Genomic DNA, 18,748 nt, shown 5'->3' on the forward strand with positions numbered 1-18,748 from the left:
TTTACAATCACAATTATAAATTCCAGAATGTCTTAGTACAGACATTCTGGAATTTTTAAAATAATAAGATCACAAAATTACATTTCCATTTATGACCATTTCTATTTGGCGCTTTAGTCATCTTACGCTTGCCCTGGTTTCTTCACTATTCTTGATAGTGGCTTCCGTGACCGGAATCATTTTAGCGGTAGAGCCCATTTCTCACCAAGCAAAAGGCTATGCGGTAGAAAATTGGGAAGAAGTATCATTGGCAACTACTATAGATGCATTAAAGAATTCTTATGATGAGGTTTTAGAATTAGAAGTAGAATCATCAGGATTCGTAAAGGCTTCTGTTTTGACTATGGAGATGGAAACATTAGATATATATGTGAACCCTATTACAGGTGAACAATTAGGTGAGGTTGAAGAACGACCGTACATATATACATTTGCAACTAACGTACACCGTTCTTTATTTCTAAAAAGTATAGGTCGATTTTTTGTTGGTCTTATTTCTTTACTCTTATGTATTATTGCGATTACCGGGCTTGTGCTGCTTGCTAAGCGCCAAGGCGGATTCTTAAAATTATTTTCGAAAGTCCAGAAAGATTATTTTGAGTTACGATACCATGTACTATTAAGTAGGTGGTTCTTTATTCCTATTATAATTCTTGCTTCTACCGGAGTTTACCTATCCGCCGAGAAGTTTAATTTATTGCCGGATACTGTAGTCGAGAAGCAAGATGTTGCTCCTAATGGAGCCTCTAAGGTTTATGAACATATTACCGAGGTTCTATTTTTTAAGGAAACTACTTTGTCAGATATTAGACAGGTAGAATTTCCTTTTTCTAGTGATCCAGAAGAATATTACCTTATTGCTTTACAGAATAAAGAGGTTGACGTAAATCAGCAAACGGGTGCTATAGTACGTAGTGCAGATTACCCTTTTATTACATTGGCTTCAAGGTTAAGTTTGGTATTGCACACGGGTGAGGGTAATGTCTTCTGGTCTATTGTATTGTTGCTTTCAAGTGCCTCTATTCTGTTTTTTATGTATTCAGGTTTTGTAATGACATTGAAGCGAAGAAAGAAAGCAAAACGGATAATACAAATATCAGATAAAGATGAATGTGAGTATATAATCTTAGTAGGTTCGGAGAGTGGTACCGCGTTCGATTTTGCACAGCGTTTTTATAATGGATTAACAAAGGTTGGAAGGAAAGTCTATTTATCAGAGCTTAATAACTATACTGAATATGCAAAGGCGATCAAAATTATTATATTTACTTCTACCTATGGTGAAGGCGAGCCGCCAACGAATGCACGTAAATTTTCTGAGTTGTTTTCGAGGATACAACAACCGAACAAGATCGATTTTTGGGTAATTGGTTTTGGTTCATTAGATTATCCAGATTACTGTAAGTTTGCTATTGAGATAGATGATCAAATAGCATCAGCGAAGAATTTTCAACAGCAATTGCCTTTGTTTAAAATTAATAAAGCCGATTTCGATTCTTTTGAACTTTGGATGATACAATTCTCTAATAAAGTCGGATTCACAATTCCTGTAGAAAGACCTCTTTTAAAAAAGAAAAAGTATAAGAAAGTAGAGTTTGAAGTTTTGGAGCGAACCAATTTAAATGTTGATGATACGTTCTTGTTAAAACTAAAATCAAAATCTAATGTTGATTTCACTTCGGGAGATTTATTAGAAGTATTTCCAAATGATGATGATATCGTTCGTCAATATTCAATTGCCAGAATTGACGATACTGTTTTACTTAGTATTAAAAAACACGAGTTAGGGAGAGGTTCTAATTACCTATTCGGATTAAAAGTTGGCGAAACTATAAAAGCTGCACTAGACAGAAACGGAGACTTCCATTTTTCGAAAAATACAAAAAATTCAATTTTCATCTCAAATGGCACCGGTATAGCTCCATTCTTAGGAATGATCTCTGAAAATACAACTCAGAATATCTCTATGTTCTGGGGAGGACGTGAAAAGGCTTCTATGGAGATTTATAATTCCGTTTTTGAGAAAGAAGTCTCAAATCATGGAAATATAAATGTATTTACTTCATTCTCCAGGGAAGGTGAAAAGCAATACGTTCAAGATGTCGTTTTTGAGCAAAAAGAATTAGTATTGAAAACCATTAACCAAAATGGCACAATTATGATTTGTGGGTCACTGGCTATGCAACATGATGTTCTTGATGTATTAGAAAGAATATTGCAAGGCAACCAAAAAGTCAGTTTTGAAGCTTTTGAAAAAAGCGGTCAGCTAAAAACAGATTGTTATTAAACGAATTGCGAAGAGTCTTTCGTGACGAAGTAGTCTGTCGAATTTCTGTACAATCTGTATTTAGGGTCAGTATGTCACATTGAGCGCAGTCGAAATGCAATGCTTGTGAGATTCTAACTTAAAAGTTCTCGACTAAGCTCGAAATGACATTAGTTTATTTCCATTGCATCCTCTGCAATCGCACTGCATTCAAAATTGCTAAAAGCGCAACACCAACATCGGCAAAAACAGCTTCCCACATAGTGGCTAATCCGCCGGCACCCATAGCTAAAACAATAAATTTTACTCCGAAAGCTAGGGCAATATTTTGCCATACAATTTTTCGTGTAGAATTCCCGATTTTGATTGCGGTAGCAATCTTAGAAGGCTGATCGTTTTGTATAATAACATCGGCAGTTTCAATGGCGACATCACTACCAAGTCCGCCCATAGCAATACCGACATCACTAATGGCTAGAACTGGAGCATCGTTAATTCCGTCACCTACAAAAGCAATTTTGGTATTCGATTGTTTTTTAAGTTTCTCTACTTCTTCTAGTTTTTCTTCCGGTAATAATCCGCCTTTTGCCCAGTCAATTCCTAATTCTTTCGCCACTTGTTGGGTAATGGAATCGGTATCTCCAGAAAGCATGATAATTTTATCAATACCTGCTTTACGCATATTGGCAATGGCTTCGAATGCATCATCTTTTAATTCGTCAGCTACGGTCACATAACCTGCAAATTTTCCATCTATCGCCATCATTACAATAGATTCTACAATGCTATCAGTTGCTGCGGGGACTTCAATTTGGTTCGCGATCATCAACGCCTTATTACCGACCAAGACCAATTTTTCGTTAACCGTTCCTTGTAATCCCTTACCGGCAATTTCGATAACATCCGTAGCTTTAAACTTGTCTCCCCCTGCCTTATATTCCAAAATTGCCTTTGCAATAGGGTGTGTAGATTGTTCTTCAATAGCGATCAAGTACTTTATGAATTCGTCTTCGGTAAAGATCTGATCTTTAATAAGATCCTTAATCTTAAAAACCCCTTTTGTTACAGTGCCTGTTTTGTCCATTACCACCGTATTCACTTTGGTCATGGTGTCTAAAAAAGATGCGCCTTTAAATAGAATTCCGTTACGTGAAGCTGCTCCTAATCCGCCAAAATACCCTAACGGAATAGAAATTACCAACGCACACGGACAAGAAATCACAAGGAAAATCAGGGCTCTATATAGCCAATCTTGAAAAACATAATTCTCGACAAAAAAGTAAGGTAGAAAGGTTAGTGCAATAGCTAGGTAGGTGACAATTGGGGTGTAAATTTTTGCGAATTTTCTAATAAAGAGTTCTGTCTTTGATTTTCTAGCGGTGGCGTTTTGTACCATATCTAGAATACGAGCAATAGAACTGTCTTTGAAAACCTTTGTGGTTTCAATTTCAATTACTCCATCTAAATTGATGCTTCCGCCGTATATGGCATCTCCTTTTTTAAGGGCATCAGGTTTGCTTTCTCCTGTTAAGGCTGCGGTATTAAATGATCCCTTTTCTGAGAGTAATATACCGTCTAGCGGGACTTTCTCGCCAACTCTAACTTGTATTTTTTCTCCCACATTAACCTCTTCTGGAGATATAGAAATAAATTGATGATTACGGAAAACCAAGGCTTGATCCGGCTGTAGATCAAGTAAAGCTTTAATGTTGCCTTTAGCACGCTGAACCGCAGCACTTTGAAAAAGTTCACCCACTGCGTAGAATACCATTACTGCGACACCTTCTGGATATTCGCCAATACCAAAAGCCCCGATAGTAGCAACACCCATTAAAAAGAATTCGGTAAAGAAATTCCCTTTTTTAATGCTTTTCCATCCTTCTTTTAATACAGGTAAGCCAACGGGAATGTATGCGATAATGTACCATGCCAATCGTACGTAACCTTTAAAGAATGGTAATGCATTAAAATAGTCTAACATCATGCCAATAACTAGCATGATAAAACTGATAATTGCTGGTAGATATATTTTAAAGTTTGATGTATGTTGTGGTGCTTCGTGCGTATGTTCGTCCCCACAGCAATGACCACATGAACTTTGGGGTGCTGTAAATGGTTGTAAATCTATTTTCTTCTTTTTCATAATGCCTGCAAGGTCTGAAAAGAGATCGTGCAACAGAAGTGCATTTAATGGTCGCTACACGAATCGCATATACCTTTAATAACCAAATTGGCATCTTCGGCAATATAACCTGCGGGTAAATTGATATGCGGAATTTTATGTTCCGTTAAGCAAACGGTTTTATCACATTGACTACAGTGAAAATGCAGGTGTAAGTCTTGATCGATCTCACAATTACAACCGGGCTCGCAAAGTGCGAATTTGGAAATATTTGTACCATCATCTATTTGATGAACAATGCCTTTTTCTTCAAATGTTTTTAAAGTTCTATACAGTGTGGTTCGCTCCGCTTTTTCAAAAGCATTCTCAATATCGGTAAGCGCTACGGCATTTTGCTTGCCTGCCATGAATTTGTAAATAAGTATACGCATAGCAGTAGGGCGTACACTTTTATTATCTAATGTTTTTTCTATTTCAGTCATTCAAAAACGGAGTTTAAAAATACGCTTAACACTAATGTAATCAATGTTTTAAAAGATTTCAACTTGAGAGGATCTTTAACTTTAAATTAAGCAATTTAATGTATTAAAAATTGCTTTTATTTTGTTATAAAGTGCTGAAAATTTGATAAATAACGTGTCTGAAAGTGATTTTTTGAAAATGGCGATTACCGATTAAAAAATCTGTAAATTATGGTCTTTCTTTAGTTGAAAAATGGTGATGTTTTATCTATCGTTACTACAATTTTTAAGCTGTTAGTCTAGGATTATAATGAATGGTTAATGATCCTTCAGTCAGTAAGATAGCAGATTTTAATTGCAGATGATCTTTAACTTTTAAGTCTTTGGTTTTTGAAAATTTAAAAAGCGTTTGATGTCTATTCAATATCGTAAGCAATGTGAAAAATTGCATCACCTTGATTCACAATCGGAGATTCGTTAATGCAAATTACATATCCGGTTTCTTTTGCTTTTATTTTCTTTTCAAAATAACCGAACGGGCCAGAAATGCTTCCTATTTCTTCTCCTTTTTTTACTGCTTGTCCGATTTTGATTGTTGGGTGAAACATACCCGAATGTTTTGCTCGAACCCATTTAGAGGCATGAACCAATTTAGGAACGGTTTCTTTTAATGCATAATGAGAAAGTTCTTCTTCGAAATTTCGCATACCTAGATAATGCATCATCCGCAGTGCGCCGACAATACCAGTATCGGTTATTTCACTATCAATATGAAGCGATTTTCCGCCTTCGTATAATAGTACCTTTTTATCAAGTTGATGCAATGTTTCTCGAAATGATTTTTCTCTTCCGGCAGACTTTACAATGAATTCTGCACCAAAAACTTTAGCTAACGCTAACCCGTCAACATCATCACTATCAATTCTAATTTGTGGTGCGTTAAAACGACTATCACCGCCAGTATGGTAATCTATACAGTAATCTATAACCGGTGCAATGTCTTTCACTAAATGATAGGCAAAGCGGCTTGCTAATGATCCTCTTAAGGTACCAGGAAAAACTCTGTTTAAATCTCGACCGTCAGGAAATTGACGTGCCTGGTTCAAGAATCCGAATATGTTTACCACCGGAATACAAATAACCATACCGCATTCTGGACGGTTGAACTTTTTGGAAACAATTTGTCTAACTATTTCTACACCGTTAATTTCATTACCGTGAATACCACCTGTAATGAGTAGGGTAGGACCATCTTTTTTACCGCGCTGTACAATTACCGGCACTTCAATTTTGGTTCTGGTATGTAGTTTTGCGATATCTAAATTCAATTGGGCACCTTTGCCTTTCTGAATGGTTTCTCCTAAAAGTGTGTATTTTTTATTAAACATCTTGTATTGCCTACATTAAGATTTCTACTATAACCGAAAAGGTTTCAGTTTGGTATATTCTAATCGGTAAAATTAGTGTTTAATCATGTATATAGTATTCAAAAAGTTATTTTCTAGAATGACTTATGTATGAGATAGTATTGCTTATTTTTCAGTTTAAATTTTGTTCAAATATATCTCTTCGGTAATTCGTAAAAATTAAATATATCTTTGATATTCAGATTTTAGACTTATGAAATTTAATAGCTTGTTTTTTGTTTTTATTGGTATGCTTATTTTAAGTTCTTGTAAAAATCAAAATAAGAATATAAGTGATGATGCAGCAATTGACAATCATGAATTCACCAATGATCTTATACATGAAACCAGTCCGTACTTATTACAACATGCACATAACCCTGTAGATTGGAACGCTTGGTCAGACGATGTTTTTAAAAAAGCATCCGAAGAAAATAAACTAGTGGTTTTAAGTGTGGGGTATTCTACCTGCCACTGGTGCCATGTTATGGAAGAGGAATCTTTTGAAGATACCGAAGTGGCTAAACTTATGAACTATAAGTTTGTTAGTATTAAGGTAGACCGCGAAGAACGACCAGATCTTGATATGGTCTACCAAACTGCCTTGCAATTAGTAAACGGAACGGGTGGTTGGCCTATGAACGCTATTATTATGCCTAATGGGAGTCCGGTATTTTTGGGTACATATTTTGAGAAAGAAGAATGGAAGAATATTCTAATCAAATTCAGTTCTGAATATGAAAAGAACCCTGAGAAAATGACGGAGTATGCCACCATGTTGGCAGATGGCGTTCAAGAGGTTTATGATCAGCCAGCAAAACAATTGGCAAATGCCATTACACCAGATAAGTTTGTAAACGGAATTACGGAATGGGCTACTCTTTGGGACAAACAATGGGGTGGTAACCTGGGTCAACAGAAATTTATACTACCTGCTAATTTGACTATGTTGTTAGATTATGCCGTGCTGCAACAAGATAGCGAAGCTGAAAATCATGTTATTAATACGTTGGATAAAGTGATACATGGTGGAATTTATGATCACGTAGATGGTGGTTTTTTTAGATATAGTACTGATAATACATGGAAAGTACCTCATTTTGAAAAGATGTTGTATGATAATGCACAACTCGTGTATTTACTTTCAAAAGCCTATAAGTTGACTGAAAATAAGGAGTACAAAACTAAGGTGGAGGAAACCCTTAAGTTTTTGAAGGTTGAAATGAGAAATGAAGATGGAGGTTATTTTAGCGCGATGGATGCTGATACTAACGGGGAAGAAGGAGTCTATTATGTTTGGAAGAAGGAAGAACTGCAGACGTTGTTAGGTGAAGATTTTGAATTATTCTCCAAATACTTCAATATAGAGGATAGTCAGGTTTTGGGAAGATGGAAACTATGTGTTGAACAACACCATTTCTAAAGATAAGTTTTTAAAGGAGTTCGATTTGAGTGAAGAAGCCTTTGATAAGAAAAAGGAGAGTTGGAAATCGACTTTATATCAAGCACGACAAAAAAGAGAAAAGCCCACCAAAGATTTTAAAATTTTGACATCGTGGAACGCTCTTTTGATTGATGGACTACTAGAGGCATACAAAGCTTTTGGTGATGAAAAATTTTTAACAGAGGCCGTGTCTGTATTTAATTATTTAAAGGAGTACAATTATAAAGATGCTCAATTGGTGCATTCTTATACAAATGATAGTAAGCAGAAAGAGGTATTCTTAGAAGATTATGCTTTTCTAGCCAAAAGTGCCTTTGCTTTGTATGAAGTTACTTTAGACGTCTCGTATCTACAGACTTCAAAAGAGCTAATGAATATATGTTCAGAAAAATATAAGAGTAATTCTGAGTTGTTCTATTATAATGTTTCTAATGATTTGGTGCCAAGTATAATTAATACTTCCGACGGAGTGGTGCCATCTGCGAACGCTATTATGGCACAGAATTTTTTACGAATTGGTCATTTAGAATACAATACATATTATTTAAAAAAGGCAGAGGTAATGGGTGCATTGATTACAAGTGATTTTGAAAATCATGCTGTAAGCTATGGCGCTTGGGGGTCTTTGCTTTTGCAACAAGCATATCCTTTTTATGAAATAGTGGTTGTTGGTAGTGATGCAAAAAGTATTCTGTTAGAAATGAGTGGAGCCTACATAGTCAATTCAATTATCGTCGGCTCTACTGTTGAGAGTGATATTTCCCTTTTTAAAGATCGTTTTGATGAAGATGAAACCTTTATTTATGTATGTCAGAATAACACTTGCAAACTACCTGCGAAAACAGTTTCTGATGCTTTTGGTCAGATGAAATCTTTTGGTTACCAAGGGTTTAGGTAGGTGTATGATTAGTTGATCTTTAATAGTTTTTATTGCTATTTTATTTGAGTATATAGCGCTTTTTGTATGGAAGAATGGTACGCCTACCCTTTATTGATTCTTGTTGGTTTTGTTGTTGGTTTTATCAATACGGTTGCAGGCGGTGGTTCTCTTCTTTCGTTACCAATCTTAATCTTTTTGGGGTTACCTTCTACATTAGCAAACGGTACGAATAGGGTTGCGGTAATTTTTCAAACAGCTGTAGCTACTGCTGGGTTTAAAAGTAAAGGAGTTTCTACATTTCCGTTTAATATATACTTAGGATGCGCTGCATTTTTCGGTTCTATTGTCGGAGCTCGTTTGGCGGTTGATATTAGTGCAGCACTGTTTAACAGAATTCTTGCTATTGTAATGATTTGCGTAGTACTGATAGTAGCATTCGGACCAAAAATTGGAATGAAAGAAATTCAAGAGCGACTTACCGGTAAATACTTGTGGCTCGGGATTATAGCTTTTTTCTTCTTCGGGATTTATGGCGGATTCATTAATGCGGGACTTGGATTTATAATCATACTGTTTCTACATTATGTAAATAGAATGACCTTAGTACGTTCTAATGCGACCAAAGTTGCTGTTGTTTTTATGTATATGGTTTCAGCATTGATAGTATTTGCTTGGAACGACCAAGTAAATTGGAAAATTGGCTTAATACTGGCCATTGGTAATGGTAGTGGTGCTTGGGTAGCAAGTAGGGTGTCTGTAAATATGGGAGATGGTTTCGTGAAAAAGTTCTTGATTTTTATGGTGTCGATACTAGCTGTAAAACTTTGGTTTTACCAATAATTTAACCAAAATTTGTAATACAATATAAAATACGATAGCATGCCAGGTTTTGAGTTGTTTGGAGAGAGTGAGAAAAGTCAAGTTCAAGATGTTTTAGATTCAGGTGTTTTAATGCGTTACGGCTTTGACGGCATGCGAAATAATCATTGGAAAGCATTAGAGCTTGAGGCTGCTTTATCTAAACGCATGAAATCTAAATATGCACAATTGGTAAGTAGTGGTACTGCCGCATTAACAGTTGCGCTTGCGAGTGCAGGTGTCGGGGCTGGTGACGAGGTCATCATGCCAACTTTTACATTTGTAGCAAGTTTTGAATCTATTTTGGCTATTGGTGCAATACCTATCTTGGTAAATGTAGATGATACTTTAACCTTAAGTCCTAAATCAGTTGAAAGTGCTATTACCGATAAAACTAAAGTAGTCATGCCTGTTCATATGTGTGGTTCTATGGCAGATCTTGGTGCATTGAAGACTATTTGTGATAAACATAATTTATTGCTGTTAGAAGATGCCTGTCAGGCAATAGGAGGTAGTTATGATGGTAAGCCGTTGGGTAGTTATGGTGATATAGGCTGTTTCTCGTTCGATTATGTAAAAACTATAACTTGTGGCGAAGGCGGAGCAATCATTACCAATAACGAACAATATAAAATAAATGCAGATCATTACTCTGATCATGGTCATGATCATGTAGGTAATAATCGCGGAACGGAAACGCATCCGTTTTTAGGATATAATTTTAGGATCTCAGAATTACATGCAGCTGTGGGTTGTGCACAAATTGAGCGCTTAGATGATTTCTTATCTATTCAAAAGAAAAATTACACTGTTTTAAGAGATGCCTTATCGCCGCTATCTAATATTACGTTTAGAAAAGTACCAAAAGGGGGGGTGGAGAATTATTCGTTTATCTCTATCTTTTTGCCAACTACAGAATTAGCTAAAAAAGCACATACAGCTTTAGGTGAGGCTGGTGTTGATTCGTGTTTTTATTGGTTTGATAATAACTGGCATTACTACAAAAAATGGGAGCATTTAACCCATAAAAGATCTTTAGGTAAGTTGCCGCAAGAAGTTATGAATCAGTTACCTGACTATTCACGATCAGACTTCGCAAAATCTGATGCGTGGATTGGTAGAACCATCTCATGTCTTGTAAAACTAAGCTGGACAGATGAACAGGTTGTTGAACGAGCTACTAAAATGAAAGAAGTATTAGAAAAGTTTGTATAAAACATTAATACTTCACATATTCTAAAATTTCTAATCCGTATCCGACAATACCTACGCGTTTCGCTTGGTTACTGTTGGTCATTAGTTTCATTTTGTGAATACCTAAATCGTGTAGTATTTGAGCTCCAATTCCGAAGTCACGATTATCCATTTCTATTTTAGGTGCTTTGTGAACGCCCTGTTTTTGCAATTCTTTCAACTCTTTTAATCTTGAAAGTAGATTTAGTGATTCTGAATCTTGATTGATGAAAACAATAGCCCCTTTACCTTCTTCATTAATCTTGTTGAACATATCCTCTAACTTTTCATCTGGGTTATGTGTCAATGTTCCTAAAATGTCATTGTTGATAAGGGTAGAGTTGATTCTGGTTAAGATTTTTTCATTAGAAGACCAAGAACCTTTTGTTAAGGCAATATGAATATGGTTGTTTGTTGTCTGCTTATAAGCTCTCAATCTATATTCACCAAAACGAGTGGTAATATCAAAATCTACTTCTTTATCGATTAAGCTATCGTGTTCCATTCTATAGGCAACAAGAGATTCAATTGAGACAATTTTAAGATCGAATTTTTTAGCAACTTCTACCAATTGAGGTAGTCGTGCCATGGTACCATCTTCATTCATGATCTCTACTATGATTCCTGCAGGCTGTAATCCTGCTAATCGCGCAAAATCAATGGCAGCTTCGGTGTGCCCTGTTCTTCTTAGAACTCCACCTTCTTTAGCTACTAACGGAAATATATGTCCCGGTCTAGCTAAATCATGGGGTTTGGTGTCACTTTCGGTTAATGCAATAACAGTTTTAGACCTATCACCGGCAGAAATACCTGTGGTAACTCCTTTTCCTCTTAAATCTACAGATACGGTAAATGCCGTTTCTAAAGGATCGGTATTGGTGCTAACCATCATATGTAATCCCAGATCTTTACAACGACCTTCGGTTAATGGCGCACAAATAAGGCCTCTACCGTGAGTTGCCATAAAATTGACCGTCTCAGGTGTAGCAAGTTCCGCGGCTGCTAAAAAATCTCCTTCATTTTCACGATTTTCATCATCAACTACGATAATTACCTTACCGGCGCGAATATCTTCAATCGCTTCTTCTATACTATTCAATTGTATGGTACTAAGATCTGTCATGGTTAAGAATCAGCTTTATCTTTTTTCTTAAATAATTTTTTAAAGAAATCGGCTATAAATCCGAAATCCATCAATCCTTTATCTTCTGTTGCTCTTTTGGTTAATACAACACCTAGGGGCAGCATAATCAGCGTTGCTAGCCATGCACCTAACATTGGGTGTATATTACCTTCTTTTGCATAGTTTCCTGCGAAAACTCCTATAAAATAATAAATTAGGAATAGTACTATGGCAATAACCATAGGCAACCCTAATCCTCCTTTTCTAATTATAGCACCTAATGGAGCACCTACAAAGAATAGAATGATACAAGAGAATGCTAATGCATATTTATTGTGTAGCGAAAGAATATGCATGTTGTAGATTTTATATCTTTTCTGCATTTCTTCTTTTTTACCGCTTACAGTTCCTAAAATACTAGTTGTGGCATTTTTTGCACTACTTAATATTTGAATCTGTTGCCAATCTGGAAAAAGGACAAGAAAATTATCATTAATAGAATCTTGCAATGCAATATTTTTCTTGGCAATACTGGCTTTTGCATTTAAAACTGAATCTTTTTTGCTGATCATATCCGTTTTGGTGGAATCATTGTTTTTGGCAACCAAAGGAGTAAACATGCCAGTTCTTCCTTCTATGTTTTTGGAAAATGCACGAACAATACGGTAGTTATCGCCACGTAAAGAATCAATATCTTTTGAAAGTCTCGATATATTTTTCATTTTATCGGTACTTATATCTCGTTCTTCTTCTAGATCATCATTATTTATTTCAGGAATTTCGATGTTCATGGTATAGGTGTCGAAATCTGCCTGAGCAAAAGGAAATTTCATTTTGTTATCATTACTTTTCGAGGTGATGTCTTCATAGTAATGACCATCTGTTAATACCAATTGGATAACGTCAGAGTCCTCGCTACTTATTAATTCGCCCGATTTTGATTTGATAACGGTAGTGTTCAGATTGTTTGCAGACTTTCTATGAATGATTACGTTTTTAAGAAAACGATCATTATCACCATATTTTTCATCCACCTTTATGTTCATTCCTTCAAAATCACTAAAAACGCCTTCAGAGACTACTGCTGCAGGTTTTACTTTGGCAATATTTCTACGGAGGTTATATATTTTTCTTTGTGATAGGGGAATAACGTTATTAGCAAAGAAAAATGTGACTCCACCTAAAATGGTTACGAATATGATTAAACTCAACATAGAACGTTGTAGTGAGATACCTGAAGCCTTCATTGCAGCGAATTCATAATTTTCTGCGATAGAACCAAAGGTTAAGATAGAAGATAAAAGTACGGTAAGTGGGAGTACTTTTTCAGTAAGGTCTGGCATTAAATAGAACAAGAACTTACCGATAATAACAATATCTAAACCTTTGCCCGCCAGATCATCAATAAAAAGCCAAATCGTTTGAAATATGAAGATAAACATCAATATTACAAACGAACTGACAAAATTAAAAACGAACCTTGAAAGGATATATCGGTCTAGTATTCTCAATAGTACTAATTTCTTAGAATGAAATAACCTTCATCCTTGTATTTAGCTTCATCAAAAGTAAATAAGGTTTTGGACAAAGTTTGGTCTGTTTTAAAAGAATTAACAGTGATCGTGGTTTTTGTACCGTTCTTACCTGTTTCAATTAAGTTGTAAATGTGCTTTGTGCCCATATCAATACCTAATAATCTTGATTTTATTTCAGTATCAGAATCAATAGGAGTCAACTTTACATATTGTATTTTTCTTCCTTGAATATCCTGTAGAATATCCCAAGCGTAGTTGTGTCCTTCTTTATAAAAAGTCAACATTTTTGAAGGGGTCATCGCGTTTTCATCATCAGACTTATCTTCGATAGTAACTTCTTCATTCTCTGGTACGATTGTGTATACTTTGTTACCGTCAAAAATTTGCTGAGAACCTAAGTAATTGAACATGTATTTATTGCCTGCAAGGGTAACATCGCCTCTTGTTTCTTGGTTAATTCCTGCTTCGGCATTTTTTAGATCGAATTTGAAGTCCACAAAGATATTGTCATAACTCTGAACCTTGTTGTATACTTCATCTAACAAACTTTTGGCTTTATCAGAACCTTGTGCATTTGCAAAAGTTGCTATAAGCATAATCGTAAATACAATAATAATTTTCTTCATCTTTTTTATGATATTATTCATTATCTAATATTTGTTGAAGGGCAACCATGTCGGCTACGTAAACCTGTCTTGCTTTGCTACCTTCAAACGGACCAACAATTCCCGCTGCTTCTAGTTGATCAATAATCCTTCCGGCTCTATTATACCCTAGTTTCAATTTACGTTGAATTAATGAGGCAGAACCTTGTTGGGCGATTACGATAACTTCAGCAGCTTCTCTGAACTTTGCATCCCTTTCAGATACATTATTATCAAGACTTGTGCCAGAATCTTCACCAACATACTCTGGTAGTTCATGTGCTTCTGGATAAGCTCTCTGACTACCAATGAATTCCGTTATTTTAGCAACCTCAGGAGTGTCAACAAATGCGCATTGAATACGGGTAACATCATTACCTTGTGTAAATAACATATCTCCTCTACCAATTAATTGGTCCGCACCTGCGGTATCTAAAATTGTTCTTGAATCTATTTTAGAAGTTACTCTAAAAGCTAACCTCGCAGGGAAGTTGGCTTTAATTATACCTGTAATAACGTTTACAGAAGGTCTTTGCGTCGCAATAATCAAATGTATGCCAATTGCTCTTGCCAGTTGTGCAAGTCTTGCTACGGGCGTTTCTACCTCTTTACCGGCTGTCATAATCAAATCGGCAAACTCATCAATTACCAATACAATGTATGGTAAGAATTTGTGTCCGTCATTCGGATTCAGTTTTCTAGCCTTAAACTTCGTGTTGTATTCTTTTAAGTTACGAACCATTGCTAATTTTAACAGCTCGTATCTATTATCCATTTCAATACAAAGTGAATTCAAGGTGTGAATTACTTTTGTGTTATCTGTGATAATAGCTTCTTCAGAATCTGGAAGCTTAGCTAAGAAATGACGTTCAATTTTATTGTAAAGCGTAAGTTCAACTTTCTTTGGATCGACCAAAATGAATTTTACCTCTGCCGGATGCTTTTTGTATAATAACGAAGTAAGTACGGCATTTAAACCTACCGATTTACCTTGACCTGTTGCACCTGCCATTAATAGGTGAGGCATTTTTGCTAAATCTACTACAAAGGTTTCGTTGCTAATGGTCTTACCGAATGCGATTGGTAATTCCATTTCTGCTTTTTGAAATTTGCTAGAGGCAATAACCGAACGCATTGATACGATCGATGAATTTTTGTTAGGTACTTCGATACCAATAGTTCCTTTACCAGGAATAGGAGCAATGATACGAATACCCAATGCCGCTAATGAAAGTGCAATATCATCTTCAAGATTTTTAATCTTCGATATTCTTACACCCGCTTCTGGTACTATTTCGTACAATGTTACTGTCGGGCCAATGGTTGCCTTTATTTGGGCAATTCCGATTTTATAATTTTTTAGAGTTTCAACAATTTTATTCTTATTTTCCTCTAATTCTTCTTGATTAATAGTAATACCGCCTGTAGCACCATGTTGGTCTAAAAGATCAATAGTTGGGAATTTGTAGTTCCCTAACTCTAAGGTAGGGTCAAACTCTCCAAAATCATCTACAAGTTTATTGGCAAGAATATCAATTTCTTCTGGTTCTTCAACAACCGACTCAACCTCCATTGCCAAAGTTTCTTCTGGCTCAGGTTCTGGTATGGTTACTTCAAAATCGTTAGCTTTTTTCTCTTTTTCTAAATGAGGAATTTCTGCCTTATGGGTATAAGTGTCTAAAATAACCGGAGCTTCTTCTTCTAACGAGGTAGTAAGAATGTCTTCTTTTTCTTTCTGTTCTTTCTTTTTAGTTACCTTACGTTCTTGGTTGGCTTTAAATTCCGTAGAAATAGCTTCTTTTCTAGAATTAAAGAAAGATGAAATTCCTTCAGGGGTAACGTTAAATAATCGTACTAAAATAAATATGAGTCCGAATACCAATAATAGTAAAACTCCAATTTTACCCGCATAATCTTGTAGGAAATCGTTCATTTCAAAACCTACCAATCCGCCTAAGAGTGGGCTAGCGGTGGCAAAGAAACCTAGGGCAATTGAAATCCAAATAATGAATAATAGACCCCAAATCCATTTTTTGAACAATGCTTTTAAAGGAAGCCCCAAAAAGAGGTAGATACCAGTAATACAGATTAAAAACGGAATAATTAGTGAAGCTACGCCAAAGCCCTTATACATGAAAAAGTGGCTAATACTTGCTCCGAATTTGTTCAATAAGTTTTTTGCAAGTTCATTTCGGTCTTTAAACTCAGACAATAAACTTTGGTCATCTTGCCAGTTAAAGTAAAATGAAATAAACGAAAAGAACAATGCAATACTAAAGAGCATCAATAAACTACCCAAAATGATTTTATTCTGTTTGGATAATTTAAACGGTGTTCGCTTTTTAGTAGGTTTTGGCTTTGATTTAGTTGCCTTTTTTGCCATTAAAACTTAATTCTGATGCTAAATTACAAATTTACGATGAGCTACGTGAAAACTAAGAACTAACCTATAGAATCTTGGGTAGGTAGATGATGAGTCCGACAATGGCAGAAGCTATTGAAACAAGCATTACAGCACCTGCAGAAATATCCTTTATAAATCCGATTTTGACATCAAATTCGGGTTGAATATAATCTGCAATTTTTTCAACAGCAGTATTCATGCCTTCAATTCCTAAAACAATAGCAATTGCAAATATTTGAAGTATCCATTCTGTACTCGAAATATCATAGTAGAAACCAGCGGCAGTCATTACGATAGCAATGAAGACCTGAATTTTTATACTTGCTTCGGTTCGTATTAAAAGGAAGGCGCCTTTAAGGGCAAAGCCAACACTTTTAATACGATTTACCAAAAAGGATTCTTTGGGCATGAGTGTCCTTTGTTTTTAGTTCATTAATGCCTCTAAAGCTGCTTTGTAATTTGGCTCTTCTGTAGTTTCTGCTACCTGCTCTGTATACAATACATTACCTTTTTCATCAACTACAACAACTGCTCTAGAAAGCAATGGAGCTAATGGTCCGTCAGAGAATGCTACGTTATAACCTTTTCCGAAATTACCATCTTTAAAATCAGAAAGCATTTCAACATTTTCGATTCCTTCGGCACCACAAAATCTTGCTTGTGCAAATGGTAAATCTTTAGAAATACAAAGAACAATAGTGTTGTCTAATTCAGCAGCTTCTTGATTAAACTGACGTACAGACTGTGCGCAAGTACCTGTATCAACACTTGGGAATATATTTAATACTACTCTAGAACCTTCGTAATCTGAAAGTTTTACGGTAGATAAGTCATTCTTAGTTAATTGAAATTCTGGAGCTTTTCCGCCGTTTGCAGGTAAAGTTCCTAATGTGTGTATTTCGTTTCCTTTTAGTGTAACCGAAGCCATAACTTTTATCTTTTTATAATTGAGAGTGTGAAATTATAAAATATAAAGTTGAAATGAGCGGGAATATGATAAAAAAAAGTCCTTTCATTATTGAAAGGACTTTGTATATTTTAAATAGCTATTATTTGTCTATAGAGCCTAAAACTCGCTGCATAAACTGATTCATAGCATCTTTCTTTGGGGTGCCTTGCTCTATGCTGTTCGCAACTTCAATGGCACCGTACATATTAGAAATAAGTTCGCCGATGACATCAAGCTCTTCATCTTTTAAAGAAGGTAGCTCTGTTAATGCTTCTAAAGTTTCAATAGCCTCTAGAACGAAATCGCTATCTTTTTCTTCAATGAACTCTGTCAGTAATTTAATTATGGGTAATCTCACTGATCAAATCTTTTAATAGGTCGTACTTGTTAGTCTGAACCTGATTTTTAATTTTCCCTTTCTCGAAAGAAGCGAAGGTTGGTAAGTTGCTTACGTCTGCTAGCTTTCTAGATTCAGGAAATTTTTCTGCATCTGCCAATACAAATGTAATGTCTTCATTTTGTGAAGCTTCTTTTTTGAATTTTGGCTTCATGATTCTACAGTTACCACACCATGTTGCAGAATATTGAACTACAACATTTGGATTATTATCTATGATTTCCTGTAAATTATCTTGTTCTAATTCTAATAACATAATTAAAGTTATTTAAAGATTAATAAAAAGAACATGAAGTCAATAACTTCATGTTCATGGTTGTTTTACTTAGTTAGCATGTGTAGAAAGGTAGCTAGCAACACCGTCTCTATTTGCAGACATTGCATCTTTACCTTCTTCCCAGTTTGCTGGGCATACTTCACCTTTTTCTTGTACATGCGTTAAAGCATCTACGATACGTAGGTATTCGTTGACGTTTCTACCTAAAGGCATGTTGTTGATGCTTTCGTGTTGTACAACACCTTCTTCATCAATAATATATGTTGCTCTGTAAGTTACATTATCACCTTCAACAGTTACTACATCATTTTCTTCGTCATACTTTTCATTGGTAATATCTAATATACCTAAAGTAGAAGCTAAGTTTCTGTTGCTGTCTGCTAATATTGGGTAAGTAACACCTTCAATACCACCATTATCTTTTGCAGTACTTAACCATGCAAAATGTACTTCTGGAGTATCACATGAAGCACCGATTACAATTGTATTTCTTTTTACGAATTCACCAATAGCAGCTTGAAATGCGTGTAATTCTGTAGGGCAAACAAAAGTAAAATCTTTTGGGTACCAAAAAAGAACCACTTTTTTATTATTTTTTTGAGCTTCTTCTAATACGTTAAGTTTAAAAGTGTCGCCCATGTCGTTCATTGCGTTAACACTAAGATTTGGGAATTTTTTTCCTACAAATGCCATAATATGTTTTCGTTTTATAATTAATTATAAAGCAAAATTAAGACAAGATATGGCGT

17 protein-coding genes are annotated in these 18,748 nt (G+C 35.4%); 5 read left to right on the forward strand and 12 right to left on the reverse strand.

Translation table 11 applies throughout. The features are described from left to right. Window positions 1–91: 91 nt before the first annotated feature. A complete protein-coding gene (locus tag Q0871_RS16165) occupies window positions 92–2,287 on the forward strand; it encodes a PepSY domain-containing protein (RefSeq protein ID WP_299325471.1) in 2,196 nt (731 codons plus the stop codon). 154 nt (window positions 2,288–2,441) lie between these two features. Here Q0871_RS16165 and Q0871_RS16170 read toward each other — a convergent pair whose 3' ends face one another. The 3 genes from Q0871_RS16170 to Q0871_RS16180 all read right to left on the reverse strand — a co-directional run bounded on the left by Q0871_RS16170 (window position 2,442) and on the right by Q0871_RS16180 (window position 6,237). Then, complete coding sequence (locus tag Q0871_RS16170) at window positions 2,442–4,409, reverse strand: heavy metal translocating P-type ATPase (protein ID WP_299325472.1); 1,968 nt, start codon at window positions 4,407–4,409, stop codon at window positions 2,442–2,444. A 44-nt stretch (window positions 4,410–4,453) separates the two neighbouring features. After that, on the reverse strand, window positions 4,454–4,870 hold the full coding sequence (locus Q0871_RS16175) for a Fur family transcriptional regulator (protein WP_299325475.1): 417 nt from the start codon (window positions 4,868–4,870) through the stop codon (window positions 4,454–4,456). Window positions 4,871–5,265: 395 nt separating this feature from the next. Further along, window positions 5,266–6,237 (reverse strand): succinylglutamate desuccinylase/aspartoacylase family protein, encoded by a 972-nt coding sequence (locus Q0871_RS16180; protein ID WP_299325477.1) that lies wholly within the window; start codon window positions 6,235–6,237, stop codon window positions 5,266–5,268. 232 nt (window positions 6,238–6,469) lie between these two features. Here Q0871_RS16180 and Q0871_RS16185 point away from each other — a divergent pair, with 232 nt between their 5' ends. The 4 genes from Q0871_RS16185 to Q0871_RS16200 all read left to right on the forward strand — a co-directional run bounded on the left by Q0871_RS16185 (window position 6,470) and on the right by Q0871_RS16200 (window position 10,652). Beyond that, window positions 6,470–7,678, forward strand: a complete 1,209-nt coding sequence (locus Q0871_RS16185; RefSeq protein ID WP_299325479.1) for a thioredoxin domain-containing protein — start codon at window positions 6,470–6,472, stop codon at window positions 7,676–7,678. Then, complete coding sequence (locus Q0871_RS16190) at window positions 7,659–8,597, forward strand: hypothetical protein (RefSeq protein WP_299325483.1); 939 nt, start codon at window positions 7,659–7,661, stop codon at window positions 8,595–8,597. Before Q0871_RS16185 ends, Q0871_RS16190 begins: the two co-directional genes overlap by 20 nt. 66 nt (window positions 8,598–8,663) lie before the next feature. Continuing rightward, window positions 8,664–9,419, forward strand: coding sequence for a sulfite exporter TauE/SafE family protein (locus Q0871_RS16195; protein ID WP_299325485.1), 756 nt, complete (start codon window positions 8,664–8,666; stop codon window positions 9,417–9,419). A 39-nt stretch (window positions 9,420–9,458) separates the two neighbouring features. Continuing rightward, complete coding sequence (locus Q0871_RS16200; RefSeq protein ID WP_299325487.1) at window positions 9,459–10,652, forward strand: DegT/DnrJ/EryC1/StrS aminotransferase family protein; 1,194 nt, start codon at window positions 9,459–9,461, stop codon at window positions 10,650–10,652. Window positions 10,653–10,656: 4 nt separating this feature from the next. Here Q0871_RS16200 and ribB read toward each other — a convergent pair whose 3' ends face one another. The 9 genes from ribB to Q0871_RS16245 all read right to left on the reverse strand — a co-directional run bounded on the left by ribB (window position 10,657) and on the right by Q0871_RS16245 (window position 18,692). Next, window positions 10,657–11,793, reverse strand: a complete 1,137-nt coding sequence (ribB, locus tag Q0871_RS16205) for a 3,4-dihydroxy-2-butanone-4-phosphate synthase (RefSeq protein ID WP_299325489.1) — start codon at window positions 11,791–11,793, stop codon at window positions 10,657–10,659. A 2-nt stretch (window positions 11,794–11,795) separates the two neighbouring features. Beyond that, a complete protein-coding gene (locus Q0871_RS16210; RefSeq protein ID WP_299325648.1) occupies window positions 11,796–13,283 on the reverse strand; it encodes an LptF/LptG family permease in 1,488 nt (495 codons plus the stop codon). 26 nt (window positions 13,284–13,309) lie between these two features. Further along, window positions 13,310–13,954: an outer membrane lipoprotein carrier protein LolA gene (locus Q0871_RS16215; RefSeq protein WP_299325650.1), complete on the reverse strand. Its 645-nt coding sequence runs from the start codon at window positions 13,952–13,954 to the stop codon at window positions 13,310–13,312. Window positions 13,955–13,967: 13 nt separating this feature from the next. After that, window positions 13,968–16,355: a DNA translocase FtsK gene (locus Q0871_RS16220; RefSeq protein WP_299325491.1), complete on the reverse strand. Its 2,388-nt coding sequence runs from the start codon at window positions 16,353–16,355 to the stop codon at window positions 13,968–13,970. Window positions 16,356–16,419: 64 nt separating this feature from the next. Then, entirely contained in the window at window positions 16,420–16,785 is a 366-nt protein-coding gene (locus Q0871_RS16225; RefSeq protein WP_299325493.1) for a diacylglycerol kinase, read from the reverse strand. Window positions 16,786–16,800: 15 nt separating this feature from the next. Beyond that, a complete protein-coding gene (tpx, locus tag Q0871_RS16230; RefSeq protein ID WP_133673810.1) occupies window positions 16,801–17,304 on the reverse strand; it encodes a thiol peroxidase in 504 nt (167 codons plus the stop codon). Between the two features lie 121 nt (window positions 17,305–17,425). Continuing rightward, window positions 17,426–17,683, reverse strand: a complete 258-nt coding sequence (locus tag Q0871_RS16235; protein ID WP_299325496.1) for a hypothetical protein — start codon at window positions 17,681–17,683, stop codon at window positions 17,426–17,428. After that, window positions 17,664–17,978: a thioredoxin family protein gene (locus Q0871_RS16240; RefSeq protein WP_036153842.1), complete on the reverse strand. Its 315-nt coding sequence runs from the start codon at window positions 17,976–17,978 to the stop codon at window positions 17,664–17,666. Before Q0871_RS16240 ends, Q0871_RS16235 begins: the two co-directional genes overlap by 20 nt. A gap of 69 nt (window positions 17,979–18,047) precedes the next feature. Beyond that, window positions 18,048–18,692, reverse strand: a complete 645-nt coding sequence (locus Q0871_RS16245; protein WP_299325502.1) for a peroxiredoxin — start codon at window positions 18,690–18,692, stop codon at window positions 18,048–18,050. Window positions 18,693–18,748 lie beyond the last annotated feature (56 nt).

The organism is uncultured Maribacter sp. (genome assembly GCF_947500985.1).
Classification (GTDB): domain Bacteria; phylum Bacteroidota; class Bacteroidia; order Flavobacteriales; family Flavobacteriaceae; genus Maribacter.